Genomic DNA, 20,443 nt, shown 5'->3' with positions numbered 1-20,443 from the left:
TGCGCCGCCAGCCTGCCTGGCACAGGTTTCATGTTCGTGGGAGCATGGCGCAATCGAGCCTGGAAACAAGGAAATAATCGTGAGAATTCGTGGACAGATCGGCGAGTGGCCGGTGGACCTGACTGTCGAGCTGGAGCCGCATGAATGGGCGCAGCTGGGGCGTAGGATGGATGCCCAGGCGCCGGTGGAAGCAGCGCCGGTCAGCGCCAGCCCGGCACCTCGACAGGATGACGGGCAGTGGGCGGCGGCGCGTGAAGTGCTGCGTCAGGCGGGTCAGATGGGTGGTCCGGAGCTGCTGGAGCGTCTGGAAGGTTTGGCCGGAAGCGTGGCGGCAGGCAAGCGGCTGCTGGTGCGGTTGCGCCATAGCAGTGAGGTGAAGGTGGAAAGTGGCGTGGATGCGCCGGTGTATCGCTGGGTGGGATGAGGGGCTGCATAGCAGCCCCAGCAGCCTCAGAACAACGCGGAAGAGAGCTTGCGGCGGTACACACTGACCAGCGGATGCTCGGTGCCCAGCAGCTCGAACACCTGTAGCAGCGCCTTCTGTGGCAGGCCGTTCTCGTAGGCGCGGTTGCGCTGGAACAGCTTCAACAGACCATCCATCGCGGCCTCGTACTGCTGGCGTGCCAACTGCTGGATGCACAGCTGGTAGGCTGCTTCGTCATCCTGCGGATTCTGCGCCAGGCGGCTCTTCAGCTCCGCGGCTTCCGGCAGGCTGGCGGCCTGGCGCAGGAAGGTCAGCTGGGCCTTGGCGCCGGCCAGTGCGGCCTTGTGCTCGTCGGTCTTGACCGCGTCGAGCACCACCTGGGCCTCGCCCAGCTCGCCGCGCTCGGCCAGGCAGCGGGCGTAGAGGATCAGCGCCTCGGCATTGCTGTTGTCTTCACCCAGCAGCACCTGCAGCAGGGCCTCGGCCTCGCTGAAGCGACTTTCGGCGAACAGCGCCTTGGCCTGCTCCAGCGGCGCGGCGGCGGGCGGCGCGGGCATCTGCACATGGGGTTCGAGCATGGCGCGGATGGCCGACTCGGGCTGCGCGCCGGCAAAACCATCGACCGGTTGACCATCCTTGAACAGCACCACGGTCGGCAGGCTGCGGATGCCGAACTGGGCGACGATCTGCTGCTCGACGTCGCAGTTGATCTTGGCCAGCAGCAGCTCGCCCTGATAACCCTCGGCGATCTTCGCCAACAGCGGCATCAGTGCCTTGCACGGCGCGCACCATTCGGCCCAGAAGTCGACCAGTACCGGCTTGTGGAAGGAGTTCTCGATGACCAGTTGCTGGAAGTTGGCATCGGTGGCATCGAAGATATAGGGCAGGTTCTGGTTAACTGGCGCTTGGCTCATCGCAACTCTCGCAAATCCGTGAATGCCCCCACTATAAGGGCTCGCGGCTGGCGTGGTACAGGCTGACGCGGCGGAATTCGTGCGGCTCGGCCAGATCCGGCAGGGTTAGCGCTTCCAGCACGCCGAGCGGGCGGTACAGCGGATGGCTGAAGTCACGCACCCGCGAGTCGGCCACCAGTGCCTGGCGGCCACGGCTGAGGAATGCGTCCAGCAACGGCAGGTTGGCGCGGTCGTACAGTACATCGGCGACCAGAATCAGGTCGAAGCGGTCGTCCTCGGCGAAGAAATCGCGGCTGTAGCCCAGCGTCACGCCGTTCAGTGCGGCGTTGGCGCGGCAGGCGTCCAAGGCCAACGGGTCGAGGTCGCAGGCCACTACTTCCAGCGCGCCGGCCCGGGCGGCGGCGATTCCGGCGATGCCGGAGCCTGCGCCGAAATCCAGCACGCGCTTGCCACGCACCCAGTGCGGTTGCTCGGCCAGGTAGCGCGCCATGGCCAGGCCGCTGGCCCAGCAGAAGCTCCAGTAGGGTGGCTCTTCGAGAATGCGCCGGGTTTCCTCGCTGCTGAATGCGCGATCCATGTTCTGGTCGTCGATCAACCAGAGTTTCAGATCGCATTCGGGCAGTTCGCTGACGATCAGGCGCGCTTCGCCGATCAGGCGGCTCAAGGCCTGTTGCAGGGCCAGCGGGGCCATCTACGGTGCCTTTTCGAAACGCAGCGGGCCGGTGGCCTGGGTCTGGGCCTGGGCGATGCGCACCGGAGGGAGGTGCAGGATCAGTTGCCCGGAGCGGCTGGCGCGGCCACGCAGTTCGACCCGCGCGCCGGCAGGGAAGGCTTCGGGGTTGAAGCGCAGGCGGTAGGGCAGGGCCTGGCCGGTGCCGCTCAGGGTACTGCTGGCCAGCAGTTGCTGTGGGCGGCCGCGCTCGTCGATCACCAGCAGGGCCAGCTCCACATCGGCACCTGCCGGGATTTCCATCAGGGTACCGCTCAGCTCGCGCTGGTAGGCCGGCAGCGGGCCCAGGGGTTCGGTCTTCTTCGCCACCTTGGCCGGCACCGGCGCCGGGGCCTGTTCCGGCTTGGGGCGGTCGCTGCCGCAGGCGGCGAGCAGGGCGGCGCAACACAGCACGACGAGCGCTCGAGGGTACATGGGGTCGTCCTTCACGGGCAGATTTGCATGGATGGTAAACCCTTTGGCTTGTCTTGCCAGTGCAATGCGCTACCATGGCCCTCCCTTTTTTTGTTGCCTGCCACCATGCACTGTCCGTTTTGCGGCGCCAACGACACCAAGGTCATCGACTCGCGCCTGGTCGCCGAGGGCGAACAGGTGCGTCGCCGTCGCGAGTGCGTCGCTTGCGGCGAACGTTTCACCACCTTCGAAACCGCCGAGCTGGTGCTGCCGCGGCTGATCAAGCAGGACGGCACGCGCCAGCCCTTCGATGAGGACAAGCTGCGGGCCGGCATGCAGCGCGCGCTGGAAAAGCGCCCGGTCAGCGTCGAGCGCCTGGAAGCGGCGCTGGCGCACATCAAGAGCCGCCTGCGTGCCACTGGCGAGCGTGAAGTGAAATCGCTGGTGGTCGGTGAGATGGTGATGGCCGAGCTGCGCAAGCTCGACGAAGTGGCCTACATCCGATTCGCCTCGGTCTACCGGCGTTTCCAGGACCTCGACGAATTCCGCGAAGAAATCGACCGCCTGGCCCGCGAGCCAGCCAAAGAGTAAGCATGTCCAGCCAAACCATTCTCGACGCCCACTACATGGCCCGGGCCGTGGAACTGGCCCGCAAGGGCCTGTACAGCACCCACCCCAACCCCCGCGTGGGCTGCGTGATCGTGCGCGATGGCGAGGTGGTCGGCGAGGGCTGGCATGTGCGTGCTGGCGAGCCGCACGCCGAGGTCCACGCCCTGCGCCAGGCCGGCGAGCGCGCCCGAGGCGCCTGTGCCTACGTCACCCTCGAGCCCTGCAGCCACCATGGGCGCACGCCGCCGTGCGCCGAAGCCCTGGTCAACGCCGGGGTGGCGCGGGTGGTGGCGGCCATGCAGGACCCCAACCCGCAAGTGGCCGGCAATGGCCTGCGCCGTCTGAGCGAGGCCGGCATCGAGGTCGCCAGCGGGGTGCTCGAAGCCGAGGCCCGCGCCCTCAACCCAGGCTTCCTCAAACGTATGGAGCACGGCCTGCCATTCGTGCGCGCCAAGCTGGCGATGAGCCTGGACGGTCGCACTGCCATGGCCAGTGGCGAGAGCCAGTGGATCACCGGCCCCGCCGCCCGTGCCGCGGTCCAGCGCCTGCGCGCCCGGTCCAGCGTGGTGCTGACCAGCGCCGAAAGCGTGCTGTTCGACAACGCCCGCATGACCGTGCGTGGCGAAGAACTGGGCCTGGATGAGGCGCTCACCGCCCTGGCCGTGTCGCGCCCGCCGCTGCGCGTGCTGATTGACGGGCGCCTGCGCCTGCCACTGGACGCGCCGTTCTTCCAGGCCGGCCCGGCGCTGGTGGTGACTGCCGCCGGCGAGGACCCTCGTTATGCCGCCGCCGGCCATGAGTTGCTCGACCTGCCCGGCAGCGACGGCCGCGTCGACTTGCCGGCCCTGCTGCGGGTGCTGGCCGGGCGCGGCGTCAACGAAATCCTCCTGGAAGCCGGCGCCGGCCTGGTCGGCGCCTTCGCCCGCCAGGGCCTGGTCGACGAGTACCAGTTGTTCGTCGCCGGCACCTTCCTCGGCTCCGATGCCCGTCCGCTGCTGGACTGGCCGTTGTCGAAAATGAGCGAGGCGCCGCGGCTGAAGATTACCGACATGCGCGCGGTCGGCGATGACTGGCGAGTCACTGCCATCCCCCTGCCGGCCCCCGGCGTATAATGCCTGGCTTGCTTCGCGCAGCCCGTACTTGAGGAGAACAGCATGTTCACCGGCATCATCGAATCCATCGGCACCATCCGCAGCCTCACCCCCAAGGGCGGTGACGTGCGTGTCTATGTCGAGACCGGCAAGCTCGACCTGGCCGACGTCAAGCTTGGCGACAGCATCGCGGTCAACGGCGTGTGCCTGACCGCCGTCGAGCTGCCCGGCGACGGCTTCTGGGCCGACGTCAGCGTCGAGACCCTCAAGCGCACGGCCATGGTCGACCTCAAGAGCGGCAGCCGGGTCAACCTGGAAAAGGCCCTGACCCCGACCACCCGCCTGGGCGGCCACCTGGTCAGCGGCCACGTCGACGGTGTCGGCGAGATCGTCTCGCGCGCCGATAGCGCCCGCGCCATCCAGTTCCGCGTGCGTGCGCCCAAGGAGCTGGCCAAGTACATCGCCCACAAGGGCTCGATCACCGTCGACGGCACCAGCCTGACGGTCAACGAAGTCGATGGCGCCGAGTTCGAGCTGACCATCGTCCCGCACACCCTGTCCGAAACCATCATGGCCGACTACCGAGCAGGGCGTCGGGTGAACCTTGAGGTCGACCTGCTGGCCCGTTACCTGGAGCGTCTGCTGCTGGGCGACAAGGCCGCCGAGCCGAGCAAAGGCAGTGGCATCACCGAAAGCTTCCTGGCCGCCAACGGCTTCTTGAAATCCTGATTGAGAAGGGGGTGCCGCGTGGCGCTCAACAGCATCGAAGAACTGGTCGAAGACATCCGCCAGGGCAAAATGGTCATCCTCATGGATGACGAAGACCGCGAGAACGAAGGCGACATCATCATGGCAGCCGAATGCTGCCTGCCCGAGCACATCAATTTCATGGCCAAGCACGCCCGTGGCCTGATCTGCATGCCGATGACCCGCGAGCGCTGCGAAACCCTGAAGCTGCCGCTGATGGCGCCGCGCAACGGTTCGGGCTTCGGCACCAAGTTCACTGTGTCGATCGAGGCCGCCGAAGGCGTCACCACCGGCATCTCCGCCGCCGACCGCGCCCGTACCGTGCAGGCCGCCGCGGCCAAGGACGCCAAGGCCGAGGACATCGTCAGCCCTGGGCATATCTTCCCGCTGATGGCCCAGCCCGGCGGCACCCTGGCCCGTGCCGGCCACACCGAGGCGGCCTGCGACCTGGCGCGCATGGCCGGTTTCGAGCCAAGCGGGGTGATCTGCGAGGTGATGAACGACGACGGCACCATGTCGCGCCGCGCCGAGCTGGAAGTGTTCGCTGCCGAGCATGGCTTGAAGATCGGCACCATCGCCGACCTGATCCACTACCGCATGATCCACGAGCGCACCGTGCAGCGCGTGTCCGAGCAGCCGATCGAGAGCGAGCTGGGCGAATTCAACCTGGTCACCTACCGTGACGCGGTGGAAGGCGACGTGCACATGGCCCTGACGCTCGGCAAGATCTGCGCCGAAGAGCCGACGCTGGTGCGGGTGCACAACATGGATCCGCTGCGCGACCTGCTGCTGGTCAAGCAGCCGGGGCGCTGGAGCCTGCGCGCGGCCATGGCCGCGGTGGCCGAGGCCGGCAGCGGCGTGGTCCTGTTGCTGGGCCACCCGCTGGACGGCGACGTGCTGCTGGCGCACATCCGCGAAAGTGCGGGCGATGCGCAGCCCAAGGCACCCACCACCTACAGCACCGTCGGTGCCGGTTCGCAGATCCTGCGCGACCTCGGTGTGCGCAAGATGCGCCTGATGAGTTCGCCGATGAAGTTCAATGCGATATCCGGATTCGATCTGGAAGTTGTAGAATACGTGCCCTCCGAGTGACTTGAGGCGGCCTGATCGCCCTTAAGCTCGAGTCAAAACCCTCCCGAGGCCGCCACAGCGCGGCCTCGCTCTTGAAGATGAGAACTCCGGAATGACCCTGAAGACCATCGAAGGTACCTTCATCGCCCCCAAAGGTCGCTATGCTTTGGTGGTTGGCCGCTTCAACAGCTTCGTCGTCGAAAGCCTGGTAAGCGGTGCAGTCGATGCCCTGGTGCGCCACGGCGTCAGCGAAAGCGACATCACCATCATCCGTGCCCCGGGCGCGTTCGAAATCCCGCTGGTGGCACAGAAAGTCGCCCAACAGGGCGCTTATAACGCGATCGTCGCCCTGGGCGCGGTGATCCGTGGCGGTACCCCGCACTTCGAATACGTGGCGGGCGAGTGCACCAAGGGCCTGGCCCAGGTGTCCATGGAGTTCGGTGTTCCGGTGGCCTTCGGCGTACTGACCGTCGATTCCATCGAGCAGGCCATCGAGCGTTCCGGCACCAAGGCCGGCAACAAAGGTGCCGAAGCTGCCCTGTCCGCTCTGGAAATGGTCAGCCTGCTGGCGCAGTTGGAGGCCAAGTGATTAGCGACGAAAGCGATCGTTTCAACCCGCGCGATCCAAAACCCGCGGATGCCGGCAAGCCCTCGAAGAGCGCCAAGCGTCGCGAAGCCCGCAAGCTCGCCACGCAAGCGCTCTACCAGTGGCACATGGCCAAGCATTCGCTGAACGAGGTCGAGGCGCAGTTCCGGGTCGACAACGATTTCACCGATATCGACGGCGCCTACTTCCGCGAGATCCTGCACGGGGTCCCGGCGAAGAAGGCCGAGATCGACGAGGCGCTCAAGCCTTGCCTGGATACGCCGCTGGAAGAGCTCGACCCGGTCGAGCTGGCCGTGCTGCGCCTGTCCACCTGGGAATTCATGATGCGCGTCGACGTGCCGTACCGCGTCGTCATCAACGAAGGTGTGGAGCTGGCGAAGGTGTTCGGCGCCACTGACGGCCACAAGTTCGTCAACGGCGTGCTCGACAAGCTGGCTCCGCGTCTGCGTGAGGCGGAAGTCAAGGCGAACAAGCGCTGATCGCGGCGCTGACGAGCCATGGGTGAGTTCGAGCTGATCCGTCATTTCTTCGCCGCAGCGCCCTGTGCGCAGGGCGGCGAGGGCGTGGCCCTGGGGATCGGCGACGACTGTGCCCTGCTGGACCTGCCTGCCGGCGAGCAGCTGGCGATCTCCACCGACACGCTCGTGGCCGGTGTGCATTTCCCCGCAGTGTGCGACCCGTTGCTACTCGGCCAGCGTTCGCTGGCCGTGGCGGTCAGCGACCTGGCGGCCATGGGCGCCACGGCCATCGGCTTTACCCTTGCCCTCACCTTGCCCCAGGTCGGCGCGCAATGGCTTGCCGGCTTTGCCGACGGCCTCGGCCGCATGGCCGCGCGCTGCGGCATCAGCCTGATTGGTGGCGACACCACCCGCGGCCCGTTGAGCATCACCGTGACCGTGTTTGGCCGGGTGCCGACCGGTCAGGCGCTGCGTCGCAGCGGCGCGCAGCCGGGCGACCTGCTGTGTGTCGGTGGTTTCCTGGGCAATGCGGCAGGGGCCTTGCCGCTGGTGCTGGGCGAACGCGAGGCGGCTGCCGATGTGGCCGGTCCGCTGCTGGAGCACTATTGGTCGCCCTTGCCACAACTGCAACTTGGCGAGCGCCTGCGTGGCCTGGCCACGGCGGCGCTGGATGTTTCCGACGGCCTGCTGGCCGACTGCGGGCATATCGCCAAGGCGTCCGGCGTAGCGCTGCAGGTGAACCTGGCGCAGGTCCCCGTGTCTGCTCCTTTACAGGCTTTCCTCGGTCGAGAAGCGGCCTTGCATGCAGCGCTCACCGGTGGTGACGACTACGTGCTGGCGTTCACCGTGCCGGAAAGCGCACTGACCGCCCTGGCCCGCGAGGTGCACGTCATCGGTCGTGTACTGGAAGGCCAGGGCGTGACCTTGCGTGACCCGCAAGGCCAGGACATCACCCCCGTGCAGCGGGGCTATCAACATTTCAGGGAGACACCGTGACCGACCACCCCAACCAGGTGCCTGCGGAGTTCGTTCCGCCTTCGGTCTGGCGCAACCCGTGGCACTTCATCGCCTTCGGCTTCGGCTCCGGGACTTTGCCCAAGGCCCCGGGAACCTGGGGTTCGCTGGTGGCGCTGCCGTTCATCCCGCTGTGGCAGATGTTGCCCGACTGGGGCTATTGGCTGTTGCTGGGCATCAGCATGCTGTTCGGCGTGTGGTTGTGCGGCAAGGTGGCCAACGACTTGCGCGTGCACGACCACGAGGGCATTGTCTGGGACGAGATCGTCGGCATGTGGATCACCCTGTGGCTGGTGCCGGAAGGTTGGCAGTGGCTGCTGGCGGGGTTCCTGATGTTCCGCTTCTTCGACATCCTCAAGCCGTGGCCGATCCGCTGGGTCGACCGCCATGTGCATGGTGGGTTCGGCATCATGCTCGACGATATCCTGGCCGGCGTGTTCGCCTGGCTGGGCATGCAGGTTCTGGTGTGGGCGGTGGCCTGAGACAGGGAGCGTTGCAATGGGCCTGAAGGCTGTGGTGCTGGCATCGATGCTATTGGTCGCGGGACCGGGTGCGATGGCCCAGGAGGCGCCGGCGCAGGTGCGTCTGGTCAGCGAGGCGTGGGTCGACTACACCAATGCCGATGGCAGCGGGCTGGCCTGGGACGTGTTGCGCAAGGTGTTCGAGCCGGCCGGGGTCAAGGTCGTGGTCAAGAGCGCGCCCTACAGCCGCGCCGTCGGGCTGGTGAAACGCGGCGAGGCGGATGCCTGGGTAGGCTCCTACAAGGAAGAGAACGCCGACAACCTGTACCCGCAGTGGTACTTCGACCAGGACCATATCTATGCCTTGGGCCTGGTCGACAAACCGGTGCCAACGCTCGAGACCATCGGCCAGTACCGGCTGGCCTGGGTGCGCGGCTACGACTACGCCAGCTATCTGCCCGAGGTCCACAACTTCCGCGAGATCCAGCGGCGCGAGGGCATCCTGCCCATGCTCGAACATGACCGGGTCGATTTCTACATCGATGCGCTCGCCGAGGTCGACTACGTGCTTGGCCAGGCGCCCGATGCCACGCGCTTTCGCCGCACCCACGTCGCCGAGCTGCCGTTGTATCTGGCCTTCGCCCACAGCGAACAGGGCAAGGCCCTGCGCGACCTGTTCGACCGGCGCATGGGGCAACTGGTGCGCAGCGGCGAGCTGAAGCCGATCTTTGAGCGCTGGAAGCAGCCTTATCCGTTTACGGATGATCACCTGCCTCATCAATAAATGCCCCGCAGTCCGCTCCCGCAGGGGCCGGTGTGCGGCCATATGCATCTAACTTTTCGATCTTAAGCCACGATATTCCTCCTGCGCACCTGCGCCGGGCTGCTGATACAATCGACCGATCTGAAAAATCCTACTGCCCAGGAGCACAACGTGCCCGTCGTCTTTGTTGCCGCCTCGAAACTCCCTACTCCCTTTGCGACCTTCACCATGCATGGCTTCCTCGACGAAGCCACTGGCCGCGAGCACGTGGTGCTCAGCCTGGGTGATATCGCCGACGGCGAGCCGGTGCTGGGGCGTCTGCACTCCGAGTGCCTGACTGGCGATGCGCTGTTCAGCCAGCGTTGCGACTGTGGCTCGCAGCTGGAGGCCGCATTGCAGGCCATCGCCCGTGAAGGCCGTGGCGTACTGCTGTACCTGCGCCAGGAAGGCCGTGGCATCGGCCTGCTGAACAAGATCCGCGCCTACGAACTGCAAGACGGCGGTGCCGACACCGTCGAGGCCAACGAGCGCCTGGGCTTCGCCGCCGACCAGCGTGACTACGCCATGTGCCTGCCGATGCTCGAGCACCTGGGCGTGAAGTCGTTGCGTCTGATGACCAACAATCCGCGCAAGGTAAAGGCCCTGACCGACATGAGCATCAAGGTCGCCGAGCGCGTACCGCTGCACACTGGCCACAACCCGCACAACCGCCTGTACCTGGCCACCAAGGCCGACAAGCTCGGGCACATGATGGGCAACAAGCACCAGGGCGAGGTGCCCCAGGCGTGACTCGCACAGAGGTGAAGCGGCGGCTGGCGCTGGCCTGGTGGCAGTACCTGGCCGTGGGGTTGCTGCCGCTGCCGGTGATGGCCTGGGCCTTTGGTGACGGCGAGGCGCTGATCCCGGTGCTGGCCATGCCGCTGTTCATCGCCGGTGCCGCCAGCATGTTCCTCAGCCTGCCGCGCTTCAGCGCGTACAAGCGGGCGTTGATCGCCACCGACAAGGTATTGGGCAGCGCCGAAGAACCGGCGGCCTGGATCGAGCTGGCCCGCGTGCGCCGCCTGGCCATGCTGTTCGCCTGCTTCCCGGCCTGGGTTGCCGCGCTGTCGGTGCTGGTCGGGTTGGAGGCGGTACCGCAGATTCTCCTCGCCCTGTCCACCGTGGTGTTGCTGTACCTCTATCGCATCCCACGCCAGCTCGGCTGATGCGGGCGCTGTTCGCCGGGTTTTTGCTGCTGTGTCTCGGCGCCGTGGCCGAGGCCGCGCCGCGGGTGGTCAGCCTGGCGCCGTCGATGACCGAGATTGTCCTGGAGCTACGAGCCGGCGAGTTGCTGGTCGGTGTGCTCGATGGCGGCGAGCGTCCGCCGGCGCTGGCCCGGTTGCCTTCCGTCGGCCGCCATGGCCAGCTCGACATGGAGCGCCTGTTAAGCCTCGAGCCCGACCTCTTGCTGCTGTGGCCCGGCAGCGTGCCGCCGGCCCAGCGTGACCAGCTCAGGCGCCTGGGCATCGCCACGTTCAGCGGCGAGCCCGGCAACCTCAACCAGTTGATCGACCAGATCGAAGCCATCGCCCAACGTATTGGCCGTGACCAGCAAGGCCGCGCCTATGCCGCCAGCCTGCGTGAGCGGTTGCAGGGGCTGCGCGACCGCTACCGGCGTGAGGCGCCGCTGCGGGTGTTCTACCAGGTCTGGGACAAGCCGCTGTACACCTTGGGTGGGAGTCAGGTGGTCAGCGACGCCTTGCGCGTGTGCGGGGCGCGCAATGTGTTCGACGACCTGGCCCAGCCCGCCCCGCAGGTCAGTGTGGAGTCGGTGTTGCTGCGCGACCCCGAGGTGATCCTGGCGGGCGATGAGGCGCAACTGGCCAGTTGGCGCAACTGGCCGCGGCTGAGCGCCGTGAAAGGCGAGCGCTTGCTGGTGGTGCCGGACAAAGGCCTGGAGCGGCCCAGCGGGCAGATGATCGAGGCGACTGCTCGGCTGTGTGCGTTGCTCGATGCTAGAGCGCCGGTGTCCAGGTAAGGCTCAACAGCCAGGTGCGTCCTTCTTCGCGGTAGCCGTAGTCATTGCCCTGGTAGTTGTAGAGGTTACGGCTGTAACGCTTGTCCAGCAGGTTGTCGAGCTTCAAGTCGAGCCTCAGCTCGCGAGTGGCAGCCCAGCCACCGCGAACGCCCAGCAGCCCGTAACCGCCGATGGGGGCGTTGTTGGTTTCGTCGTTGTAGCTGCTGCTCACGGCCTGCCAGCTGGCGCCAACATTGAAGCGGTCGTATTGACGGTCGATATCCAGGCTCAGCGTACGCCGCGCGCGCCGGGACAGCGTGTGGCCACTCTTGCGGTCACGCGGGTCGATCAATGCCAGGCCCAACGTCGATGTCCAGGCCCCCCATTGCTGGTCCAGCGCCATCTCGAAGCCGTTGATACGGGCCTGGGCAACGTTGCCCATGGTATTGGCATCTGCGTCGTAGCTGATGGCGTCTCGCAAGTCGGTGCGATAGAGCGAGGTTTCCAGGCGGCTGCTGTCGGTCAGTTGGCTGCGCCATTGCACCTCATAGGATTTCGAGTGCTCCGGCTTGAGATCGGGGTTGCTGAAGCCGGGGTAGTACAGGTCGTTGAACGTGGGGGAGCGGAACCCCTCGCTGTAGGAAAACAGCAAGTCATTACGGGCGTTCAATGGGAGGGTCAGGCTGCCGCTCCAGGTGGTCTGGCCGCCGAACTGCTGGTTCTCGTCGTGGCGTACGCCCAGTTCGGTCGAGAAGTGCTCGTTGTGGAAGCGATGCTGGGCGAACACTGCGCGGTTCCAGCGGCTGTCCTCATTGAAATCGGTACTCGAATGCACCCGGTCCTCGTACCACTCGCCACCCAGTAGCACGCTGTTGTCGTCATCGATGGTCAGATCGTTCTGCCAGGTGACTTGGTCGCGGTAGGTGTTGAATGGCGAGCTTTGGTGCGTGAGCTTGTCGCGGCTGTCGTCGCGGTTCTCGCTGTGGGCTATCTCCAGTCGGGAATGCCACAGATCGGTAAGTTGGGCATCGAAGTAACTGCCTAGGCTGCTGACGGCGAAGTTCGAGTAGGGCACTTGCGGGCTGCTACCACGAGGTTCGTCGAACTCACGACGCCCACGGCTGTCGAGCAGGTTCAGGCCCGCTTCGAAGCGCTCGTTGAAGGTGTGGCTCAAGCTCAGGTTCAGCGAGCGGTTGCGATAAACATCATGGTCGCCATCGCTGGCATACGACGGCCCGGTCGAATCGATGCCGGCCGTCTCGTCCAGGCTGGCGCCGAGGTTGAAGCGGGTCGCGCCATCGCCACCGGAAAGGCCCAGGCTGCGCTGCCAGGTCTGGTTGCTGCCGGCCGCCAGGCGCAGGCGCGGTTGCAGGCCCGGGCCCTCGCCACGCCGGGTGAAGATCTGGATCACCCCGCCGATGGCGTCGCTGCCGTATACCGCCGAGCGCGATCCGCGCAGCACCTCCACCCGTTCGATCTGGTCGATGCCGAGAAACTGCAGGCCGCTGTCGCCGGAGGTGGCGTTGGCGATGCGCACGCCATCAACCAACACCAGGGTCTGGGCGGCCTTGGTGCCGCGCACGAAGATGCCCGGCAGGCTGCCGCGACCGCCGGTGGGCGCGACCTGCACGCCGGGCACGCGGGCGAGCAGATCGGTGACGCTGCTGGGTTGCAGGCGGTCGATGTCGGCACGGGTGAACACCGTGTTGGCGGCGCTGGTGGCAGTACGCGACTCGACCTGGCGGCTGGCGCTGATCAGCACGTCGGGGAGCTTGAGGGCGTCATCGCGGGAAGGTTCGGCTGCCAGGGCGGCGGCGGGGAGGCAGAGCAGGGGGAGGGCGCGGATCTTCATGGGGCAGTTCCATTGCAATCGCGGGGCAAGTCGCATCGGCGCACCGCCGCTCCCACGCAGTTATCGTGGGAGCGGCGGTGCGCCGATGCGACTTGCCCCGAGATATGGCCTTACAGGCCGAGCTTGGCCATTCGGGTTTTGACGGAGGCTTCGATCCCTGCCGCATCCAGCCCGCACTCGGCCAGCATCTGCGCAGGCTTGGCGTGCTCGACATAGATATCCGGCAGCCCCAGGTGCAGCAGCGGCTTGACCACCGCTTCGCGGGCGAGGAACTCGCCGACCGCTGCGCCGGCGCCACCCATGATGGCATTCTCTTCGATGGTCACCAGCAACTCATGGCTGGCGGCCATTTCCAGCACCAGCGCCTCGTCCAGAGGCTTGACGAAACGCATGTCGACCACGGTGGCGTCGATCTGCTCGGCCACCTGCAGGGCTTCGGCCAGCTGTACGCCGAACACCAGCAGGGCAACCTTGCCACCCTGGCGGCGGACCACGCCCTTGCCGATTTCCAGGGGCTCCAGGTCGCCGCTGATCGGCGCGTTGGGGCCGGTGCCACGTGGGTAGCGCACGGCGGCCGGGCCCTTGTAGTGGTGGCCGGTGCTGAGCATCTTGCGCAGCTCGTTCTCGTCGCTCGGAGTCATCACCAGCATGCCGGGGATGCAACGCAGGTAGGACAGGTCGTAGGCGCCGGCGTGGGTCGGGCCGTCCTCGCCGACCAGGCCGGCGCGGTCGATGGCGAACAGCACATCGAGGTCCTGTACCGCCACGTCGTGGATCAGCTGGTCATAGGCGCGTTGCAGGAAGGTCGAGTAGATCGCCACCACCGGCTTGGCACCCTCGCAGGCCATGCCCGCGGCCAGGGTGACCGCGTGCTGCTCGGCGATGGCGACGTCGAAGTAGCGCTCCGGGTAGCGTTCGCTGAAGTCGATCAGGTCCGAGCCTTCCTTCATCGCCGGGGTGATGCCCACCAGGCGATTGTCGGCGGCGGCCATGTCGCACAGCCACTGGCCGAACACCGAGGCGTATTTCGGGCCGCTGGTCTTCTTCGGCGCGACCGGCTTGTCGGCCGGCTCCAGCTTGGTGATGGCGTGGTAGCCGATCGGGTCGACCTCGGCCGGGGCGAAGCCCTTGCCCTTCTTGGTCACCACGTGGAGGAACTGCGGGCCCTTGAGGTCGCGCATGTTGCGCAGGGTGGCGATCAGGGTCGGCAGGTCGTGGCCGTCGATCGGGCCGATGTAGTTCCAGCCCAGCTCCTCGAACAGCGTGCCCGGCACCAGCATGCCCTTGGCGTACTCCTCGGTGCGGCGGGCGATTTCCCAGGCACCGGGCAGGCGCGACAGCACTTTCTTGCTGCCTTCGCGCATGCTCGCGTAGGTGCGGCTGGAGAGGATCTTGGCCAGGTAGTTGGACAGGCCGCCGACATTGCGCGAAATCGACATGTCGTTGTCGTTGAGGATCACCAGCATGTCGGCGTTGACTTCCTGGGCGTGGTTCAGCGCCTCGAAGGCCATGCCGGCGGTCAGCGCGCCGTCGCCGATCACCGCGATCGACTTGCGCGGGTCGTTCTGCAGGCGGGCGGCGATGGCCATGCCCAGCGCGGCGCTGATCGAGGTGCTGGAGTGGCCGACGCCGAAGGTGTCGTACTCGCTCTCGCTGCGGCGCGGGAAGGCGGCGATGCCGTCCTTCTGGCGCAGGCTGAGCATGCGCTCGCGCCGACCGGTGAGGATCTTGTGCGGGTAGGCCTGGTGGCCGACGTCCCACACCAGCCGGTCATCCGGGGTGTCGAAGACGTAGTGCAGGGCGATCGTCAGCTCGATGACGCCCAGGCCCGCACCAAAATGCCCACCGGTCTGCCCAACGGTATAGAGCAGGTCCTGGCGCAGCTCGTCGGCCAGGGTCTCCAGGTCGGCTTCGGCCAGCCGGCGCAGGCCGGCGGGCGTGTCGGCGCGGTCCAGCAACGGCGTGACCGGGCGTTCGCGGGGGATCTCTTGAAACGTCGTGGGCATCAGGCGAGTCGTTATAGGTGTGAAGACGCGGCAGTTTACCCCATTGTAGGAAAAGCTGCCCATTCAGTCGGGTGTTGAGCGGGGGCTGCGGCGCACCCCATCGCCGGCAAGCCGGCTCCCCCAGGTATCGCGTTGTCCGTGAGCGCTGGTGTGCCGGCAGCGGCGCTGATCAGTGGCGGCGTTCGACGATGTAGCGGGCCAGTGCCCGCAGTGGCTCGGCATTCTCGCCAAAGCCTGCCAGCGCGGCCAGCGCCTGGTCGCGCAGCTCCAGGGCATAGGCCTTGGCCGCCTCCAGGCCGAGCAGGGCCGGGTAGGTCGGCTTGTCGCGGGCGATATCGGCGCCCTGGCGTTTGCCCAGGGTGGTGGTGTCGCTCTCCACGTCGAGGATATCGTCCTGCACCTGGAACGCCAGGCCAATGGCCTGTGCATAAGTCTGCAGCGCATCGAGCTGGACCTGCCCGGCGCGGGCGCTGGCCAAGGCGCCGAGGCGCACGCTGGCTTCGATCAGCGCGCCGGTCTTGTGCCGGTGCATGTACTCCAGGGCTTTCTGGTCGAGCTTCAGGCCCACCGAACCGAGGTCGATGGCTTGCCCGCCGACCATGCCCGCAGGGCCGGCCGCCTTGGCCAAGGCCTGGACCATCTGCAGGCGGATGGCGTCGGGCTGCGGGCTCAGGCGCGGATCGAGCAAGGCGCTGAAGGCCAGGCTTTGCAAACCGTCGCCGGCGAGGATCGCGCACGCCTCGTCGAAGGCCTTGTGGGTGGTCGGCTGGCCGCGGCGCAGGTCGTCGTCGTCCATGGCCGGCAGATCGTCGTGTACCAGCGAGTAGGCGTGGATCAGCTCAACCGCGCAGGCGGCGCCGTTGGCCTGCTCCGCCGGTACGCCGAAGGCTTCGCAGGCGGCGTAGGCCAGCAGCGGGCGCACGCGCTTGCCGCCGTTCATCACGCTGTAGCGCATGGCGGCATAGAGGCGCTCGAGCTCCTTGGCGGGAGCCTGGAACAACGGTTCGAGCGCCGCGTCGACCCGGGCCTGGGCGCTCGCCTGGTACTGGGCGATCATGCCTCGGGCTCCGCGTCGAATGGCTGCGCTGCCAGCTCGCCGTCACGCTCCAGCAGGATCTGCACCTTCTGCTCGGCCTGGGCCAGGGCGCCCTGGCAATCGCGGGTCAGGGCGATGCCTTGCTCGAAGGCGGCCAGCGACTCTTCCAGCGACAGTTCGCCGTTCTCCAGGCGCTCGACCAGGGCTTGCAGGTCGGCGAGGGATTGTTCGAAATCGATGGAGGCTTTTTTGCGGGCCATGGCGACGGTCTCGGTGGTGTTCAGAACGGCGCGACACTAGCAGAGCGGGGCAGGGGGAGCAAATTACGCAGGGTTATCGTTCGTCGCATTTTGTTGCACTTGTTCGATGTGAGCCATCTTGCAATCTGCGAAGCAATGGAATTGTGGGGGTGGCGGCCCTCTGCCATAATCCGCGCGCTCTGGCCCGTGGGCCAGCGGCTTCCCTCCCCGACGTCATGTAATGGACTACGTTGTGAGCTTCCTCTCGATCGAATTCGGCCTCTGTTTCACGCTGTTCTTCCTGCTTTATTGGAGCCTGTGCTGGAGTGTCCGGCTGCAGAACCTGCTGCTGCTGACGGCCAGCTATGGCCTGGTGGCCAGCTTCAGCCTGCAGTCGCTTTACATCCTGCTGGGCTACAGCGTGCTGGTATACCTGCTCGGCCTGCTGGCGGGGCGCTACCCTGGACGCTGGTTTAGCCGCGTGCTGCTGTTGACGCTGGTGCTGGGCTGTTTCTACCTGTTCAAGTACCAGGCGTTCTTCGTCGAAGGCGCGCAGGCCGCACTGGCCACCGCCGGGTTCGACGTGGCGCTGCCGTTGCTGGAAGTGCTGGTGCCGATCGGGCTGTCGTTCTATACCTTCCATTCGGTCAGCTACCTGGTGTCGATCAACCGGCGCGAGCTGACGCCGTCGGCGCCGCTGGACCTGGCCTTGTACCTGGCGTTCTTCCCCAGCCTGGTGGCCGGGCCGGTCAACCGCGCCCTGCACATGCTGCCGCAGATCCGCCCGCCAGCCATGCGCCAGGTGCTGGAGCCGCAGCGGGCACTGGGGCTGATCGCGATGGCGGTGGTCAAGTTGTTCTTCCTCAGTGCCTGGCTGGGCAGCGAGTGGGTGGACCCGGTGTTCGACACCCCGGGCAGCGCCACCCCCGAGCAGGTGCTGTTGAGCGTGTACGGCTACAGCCTGCTGATCTACTTCAACTTCAGCGGCTACACCAACCTGGTCACCGGCATCGCCTTGTTGCTGGGGTTCCGCCTGCCGGACAACTTCGACGCGCCGTATGCCGCACACAACCTCAAGGAGTTCTGGGGGCGCTGGCACATCAGCCTGTCGCGCTTCATCCGCGACTACGTCTATATCCCGCTGGGCGGCAACCGCCAGGGCGTATGGCGCGGCAACCTGAACATGCTGCTGGCGATGCTGGTGTCCGGGCTGTGGCACGGGGCGAGCGTGAACTTCATCATCTGGGGCGCGCTGCACGGCATGGGCCTGGCTATCTCCAAGCTGTTCAGCCAGTGGTGCCCAGGGTTCGCCAATCTGCCGGGATCGGGCTTGCTGGCGCGGTTGATGACCTTCCACTACGTGGCTTTTGCCTGGATCTTCTTCCGCAGCCCGACGTTGGAGGGCGCGCTGGAGATGCTCGGCGACATCGCCCAGCTGAGCCTGGCGGGCCTGAACAGTGTCACTGGCCTGATGCTGCTGGCCTGCGTGCTGTTCGTGGCCAGTTATCCACAATGGCTCGCGCTGCTGCGCCAGAGTGGCGCGGCCTTCCAGCGCCTGCCGTGGCAGCTGTATCCGATCCCGCTCGGGGTCGGTGTGTCGCTGGTGATTTTCGCTTCGCAGTCGGGCGTGCCGGGGTTCATCTATGCAAGCTTCTGATAGCAAACAGCTGTTCCAGGTACAGATGGGCGCTGCCCGTGGCCTGTACGCGATCGTGGTCACCACCGCGCTGCTGTTCTGGCTGAACCAGGACTCGATCAAACTCTACTGCCAGCAGAAGTACCACCAGAGCTGCGAAATCCCGCTGCTGGGCCAGATGCCGGCCTGGCGTACGGGGGCGCAACTGACGGCGCTGCTGGAGGCCCGCCGTGACGACCTGCTCGAGCGCCTGCAGCCGGCGCCGCAGGTAGCCGAAGCGCCGCTGCCCGAGGTCCTGCCCGCGCCGATGCCGGTGGTCACGGTCGACCTGCAGACCCCGGCGGCGCTGGCCAAACCGCTGCCGCACGGTGCGGCGCACACGCCGGCGCCTGTTCACGTTGTTCACGTGCCCGCGCCCGTCGCTGTAACCCCGTCCGTCGCGGCAGTGCCGGCGTCAGCGCCAATGCCAGCGGCAACTCCAGCACCAGCCCCGGCGCCGGTATTGCTGCAACCGGGCACCGTGGCCTCCCTGGTCGCTGGTGACGAGGTGTTCCTGGTCGGCGATTCGCTGATGCAGGGCGTTGCCCCGCACCTGGCCAACAGCTTGCGCAAGCGTTACCAGATCCGCACCGTCAACCTCAGCAAGCAGAGCACCGGCCTTGCCTACCCGGGCTTCTTCAACTGGCCGAAGACCGTGGCCGAGACCCTCGACCACGAACCGAACGTGCGCCTGATGGTGGTGTTCCTCGGCCCCAACGACCCGTGGGACATGCCCCAGGGCAAAGGCAAGCCGTTCCTGCGCTTCAAGTCGCCGGAATGGGAGGTGGCCTATCGCGCCCGGATCGATTCGATCCTCGAGCAGGCCCGCACGCACAACGTGCAGGTTATCTGGGTCGGGCCGCCGAACATGGAGAAGGCGCGGCTGTCCACCGCCATGGGTTACCTCAGCGGGCTCTACCAGGAGCAGACCGCGCTGTACGGCCAGTACTACGTGTCGGCCAACCCGATCCTCGGCTACGCCGACGCCAGCTTCGCGTACACGGTGCAGACCGCGCAGGGCAAGCGGGTGAAGGTGCGGGTCGACGACGGCATTCATTTCACCATCACAGGCCAGAAGATGATCGCCGAGCAGATACTGTCTCTGATCAGCTTTCCAGGCCTGACCGTAACAGGACATTGAGATGCGCCAATGGCATCACCTGCTGGGCCTGGCCCTGCTGATCAGCGCCGCGCCGGGTTGCAGCACCGGCGCCAACAGCGTGAGCGCCCAGCCCGCGGCGCGGCCCACCGCCGCGCCCGCCAGCCGCCAGGACGGCAACGTCGCCCTGCTCGCCGGCAAGCTGCGCAATGCCGGGCGTGCCCCGGTTGCCATCGTCCAGCTGGGTGATTCGCACACCGCCGCCGACCTGTTCAGCGGCGAGCTGCGCCGCCTGCTGCAGGCACGCTACGGCGACGGTGGCATTGGCCTGGTGCCGGCCTCGCCGGTGCCGGGGATCCGTAACGACCGGGTGATCATCAAGAGCGAGAAGCGCCAGTGGGAGCTGGTGTCGGCGCGCAACCAGCAGAGCCATCAGTTTCCGCTGGGCGGCTACCTGTCGCTGCCGCAGGCCAACCGTTCCAGCGTGATGCTGCAGGCGCGTGACGAGGACCGCCAGCGCTACAAGGTCTCGGCGCTGTACCAGTCCAGCGGGAGTGCCAGCCTGCTGGTCAATGGCGGCCAGCGTCGGGTGTTGCCGGCCAGCAATGGCCAGTGGCGCTTCAGCCCGGCGTTCGCCAATGTCGGCCTGCCGGTGCAATTGACGGTGGAAGGGGGCCGTGGCGTCGCCTTGGGTGGCTGGTACCTGCAGGGGCAGAAGAATGCCGGGGTGACCTATTCGACGCTGGGCATCAACGGCGCGCGTCTGGAGGTGGTGGACAAGTGGCAGGCGGGTTGGCGCGACAGCCTCAAGGCCGTGCGGCCGGACCTGGTGATCCTGGCCTACGGCACCAACGAGGCGTTCGACGACAAGCTCGACCTGGCGCTGTACCAGGCGCAGCTCGAGGCGACCCTCACGGGCTTGCGCAAGGACCTGCCGCAGACGGCGATCCTGCTGGTCGGCCCGCCGGACTCGATCAAGCAGCGCAAGGCGCGCAGCTGCGCGGCGCGCCAGCCGCAACCGCTGGCCTCGGTGATTCGTATCCAGAAGCAGATGGCGCGCAAGCACAAGGCGCTGTTCTGGGATTGGCAGGGGTTCATGGGCGGGCCGTGCTCGATCGCCGGCTGGCAGGCGCAGGGGCTGGCGCGGCCTGATCTTGTCCATCTGACAGCCGATGGCTATCGCAAGAGTGCGGCGGGGTTGTATGAGTATCTGAAGGGGCCGTTGGGGTTGCGTTGAGGGCAGGGTAAGCCCGCTCCC

The 20,443-nt window shown here is 66.7% G+C and carries 23 protein-coding genes; 16 read left to right on the top strand and 7 right to left on the bottom strand.

Features of this window, described 5'->3' with window-relative positions:
* The first annotated feature begins 79 nt into the window (after positions 1 to 79).
* Complete coding sequence (locus LOY42_RS23870) at positions 80 to 424, top strand: hypothetical protein (RefSeq protein WP_139668151.1); 345 nt, start codon at positions 80 to 82, stop codon at positions 422 to 424.
* Positions 425 to 450: 26 nt separating this feature from the next.
* On the opposite strand, the gene trxA is transcribed toward LOY42_RS23870, so the two are convergent.
* The 3 genes from trxA to LOY42_RS23855 are packed head-to-tail and all read right to left on the bottom strand — an operon-like array spanning position 451 to position 2,482.
* A complete protein-coding gene (gene trxA, locus LOY42_RS23865) occupies positions 451 to 1,338 on the bottom strand; it encodes a thioredoxin (RefSeq protein WP_198754399.1) in 888 nt (295 codons plus the stop codon).
* A 31-nt stretch (positions 1,339 to 1,369) separates the two neighbouring features.
* Positions 1,370 to 2,029 (bottom strand): methyltransferase, encoded by a 660-nt coding sequence (locus LOY42_RS23860; protein WP_139668155.1) that lies wholly within the window; start codon positions 2,027 to 2,029, stop codon positions 1,370 to 1,372.
* Entirely contained in the window at positions 2,030 to 2,482 is a 453-nt protein-coding gene (locus LOY42_RS23855; RefSeq protein ID WP_110704211.1) for a YbaY family lipoprotein, read from the bottom strand.
* Positions 2,483 to 2,587: 105 nt separating this feature from the next.
* On the opposite strand from LOY42_RS23855, the gene nrdR reads away from it, so the two are divergent.
* The 12 genes from nrdR to LOY42_RS23795 all read left to right on the top strand — a co-directional run bounded on the left by nrdR (position 2,588) and on the right by LOY42_RS23795 (position 11,299).
* Positions 2,588 to 3,052, top strand: a complete 465-nt coding sequence (gene nrdR / locus LOY42_RS23850) for a transcriptional regulator NrdR (protein WP_009685710.1) — start codon at positions 2,588 to 2,590, stop codon at positions 3,050 to 3,052.
* A gap of 2 nt (positions 3,053 to 3,054) precedes the next feature.
* Complete coding sequence (gene ribD, locus LOY42_RS23845; protein WP_258599556.1) at positions 3,055 to 4,182, top strand: bifunctional diaminohydroxyphosphoribosylaminopyrimidine deaminase/5-amino-6-(5-phosphoribosylamino)uracil reductase RibD; 1,128 nt, start codon at positions 3,055 to 3,057, stop codon at positions 4,180 to 4,182.
* A gap of 42 nt (positions 4,183 to 4,224) precedes the next feature.
* A complete protein-coding gene (locus LOY42_RS23840) occupies positions 4,225 to 4,890 on the top strand; it encodes a riboflavin synthase (protein WP_102683825.1) in 666 nt (221 codons plus the stop codon).
* 18 nt (positions 4,891 to 4,908) lie between these two features.
* Positions 4,909 to 6,000, top strand: a complete 1,092-nt coding sequence (ribBA, locus tag LOY42_RS23835; protein WP_038707258.1) for a bifunctional 3,4-dihydroxy-2-butanone-4-phosphate synthase/GTP cyclohydrolase II — start codon at positions 4,909 to 4,911, stop codon at positions 5,998 to 6,000.
* 91 nt (positions 6,001 to 6,091) lie between these two features.
* Positions 6,092 to 6,568, top strand: coding sequence for a 6,7-dimethyl-8-ribityllumazine synthase (gene ribE / locus LOY42_RS23830; protein WP_258599555.1), 477 nt, complete (start codon positions 6,092 to 6,094; stop codon positions 6,566 to 6,568).
* The gene (gene nusB / locus LOY42_RS23825; RefSeq protein ID WP_023631200.1) at positions 6,565 to 7,065 is read left to right on the top strand and encodes a transcription antitermination factor NusB; all 501 of its coding nucleotides are present in this window, start codon (positions 6,565 to 6,567) and stop codon (positions 7,063 to 7,065) included. The genes ribE and nusB overlap by 4 nt, the downstream gene beginning before the upstream one ends.
* Positions 7,066 to 7,083: 18 nt before the next feature.
* Positions 7,084 to 8,040 (top strand): thiamine-phosphate kinase, encoded by a 957-nt coding sequence (gene thiL / locus LOY42_RS23820; RefSeq protein WP_198754400.1) that lies wholly within the window; start codon positions 7,084 to 7,086, stop codon positions 8,038 to 8,040.
* Positions 8,037 to 8,540: a phosphatidylglycerophosphatase A gene (locus tag LOY42_RS23815; RefSeq protein ID WP_023632630.1), complete on the top strand. Its 504-nt coding sequence runs from the start codon at positions 8,037 to 8,039 to the stop codon at positions 8,538 to 8,540. The genes thiL and LOY42_RS23815 overlap by 4 nt, the downstream gene beginning before the upstream one ends.
* A 16-nt stretch (positions 8,541 to 8,556) precedes the next feature.
* Positions 8,557 to 9,303 (top strand): ABC transporter substrate-binding protein, encoded by a 747-nt coding sequence (locus LOY42_RS23810; RefSeq protein WP_258599553.1) that lies wholly within the window; start codon positions 8,557 to 8,559, stop codon positions 9,301 to 9,303.
* 150 nt (positions 9,304 to 9,453) lie between these two features.
* Positions 9,454 to 10,071: a GTP cyclohydrolase II gene (ribA, locus tag LOY42_RS23805; RefSeq protein ID WP_023631163.1), complete on the top strand. Its 618-nt coding sequence runs from the start codon at positions 9,454 to 9,456 to the stop codon at positions 10,069 to 10,071.
* On the top strand, positions 10,068 to 10,487 hold the full coding sequence (locus tag LOY42_RS23800; RefSeq protein WP_111533279.1) for an MFS transporter: 420 nt from the start codon (positions 10,068 to 10,070) through the stop codon (positions 10,485 to 10,487). The genes ribA and LOY42_RS23800 overlap by 4 nt, the downstream gene beginning before the upstream one ends.
* Positions 10,487 to 11,299 carry a cobalamin-binding protein gene (locus tag LOY42_RS23795; protein ID WP_258599551.1) on the top strand — a complete coding sequence of 271 codons (813 nt, stop codon included), beginning with the start codon at positions 10,487 to 10,489 and terminating at the stop codon, positions 11,297 to 11,299. Before LOY42_RS23800 ends, LOY42_RS23795 begins: the two co-directional genes overlap by 1 nt.
* Here the strand turns inward: LOY42_RS23795 and LOY42_RS23790 are convergent.
* The 4 genes from LOY42_RS23790 to LOY42_RS23775 all read right to left on the bottom strand — a co-directional run bounded on the left by LOY42_RS23790 (position 11,277) and on the right by LOY42_RS23775 (position 16,432).
* On the bottom strand, positions 11,277 to 13,130 hold the full coding sequence (locus LOY42_RS23790) for a TonB-dependent receptor domain-containing protein (RefSeq protein ID WP_258599549.1): 1,854 nt from the start codon (positions 13,128 to 13,130) through the stop codon (positions 11,277 to 11,279). The two genes, LOY42_RS23795 and LOY42_RS23790, sit on opposite strands and share 23 nt — an antisense overlap.
* A gap of 110 nt (positions 13,131 to 13,240) precedes the next feature.
* Complete coding sequence (gene dxs, locus LOY42_RS23785) at positions 13,241 to 15,136, bottom strand: 1-deoxy-D-xylulose-5-phosphate synthase (protein ID WP_258599547.1); 1,896 nt, start codon at positions 15,134 to 15,136, stop codon at positions 13,241 to 13,243.
* 169 nt (positions 15,137 to 15,305) lie between these two features.
* Positions 15,306 to 16,193 (bottom strand): (2E,6E)-farnesyl diphosphate synthase, encoded by an 888-nt coding sequence (gene ispA, locus LOY42_RS23780; RefSeq protein WP_139668164.1) that lies wholly within the window; start codon positions 16,191 to 16,193, stop codon positions 15,306 to 15,308.
* A complete protein-coding gene (locus LOY42_RS23775) occupies positions 16,190 to 16,432 on the bottom strand; it encodes an exodeoxyribonuclease VII small subunit (RefSeq protein ID WP_011531978.1) in 243 nt (80 codons plus the stop codon). The genes ispA and LOY42_RS23775 overlap by 4 nt, the downstream gene beginning before the upstream one ends.
* Before the next feature lie 220 nt (positions 16,433 to 16,652).
* Here LOY42_RS23775 and LOY42_RS23770 point away from each other — a divergent pair, with 220 nt between their 5' ends.
* From LOY42_RS23770 to LOY42_RS23760, 3 genes are read left to right on the top strand one after another with little or no spacing between them, the layout of a single operon-like run.
* Positions 16,653 to 18,068, top strand: coding sequence for an MBOAT family protein (locus LOY42_RS23770; protein ID WP_258599543.1), 1,416 nt, complete (start codon positions 16,653 to 16,655; stop codon positions 18,066 to 18,068).
* Positions 18,055 to 19,227 (top strand): SGNH family hydrolase, encoded by a 1,173-nt coding sequence (locus LOY42_RS23765; protein ID WP_258599541.1) that lies wholly within the window; start codon positions 18,055 to 18,057, stop codon positions 19,225 to 19,227. Before LOY42_RS23770 ends, LOY42_RS23765 begins: the two co-directional genes overlap by 14 nt.
* Before the next feature lies 1 nt (position 19,228).
* Positions 19,229 to 20,422: an SGNH/GDSL hydrolase family protein gene (locus LOY42_RS23760; protein ID WP_258599540.1), complete on the top strand. Its 1,194-nt coding sequence runs from the start codon at positions 19,229 to 19,231 to the stop codon at positions 20,420 to 20,422.
* Positions 20,423 to 20,443: the final 21 nt, after the last annotated feature.

It is taken from the genome of Pseudomonas sp. B21-023 (assembly GCF_024749165.1).
Classification (GTDB): Bacteria; Pseudomonadota; Gammaproteobacteria; order Pseudomonadales; family Pseudomonadaceae; genus Aquipseudomonas.
Note: the sequence above shows the minus strand (reverse complement) of the source record. Positions and strands in the feature narration are given on the sequence as shown.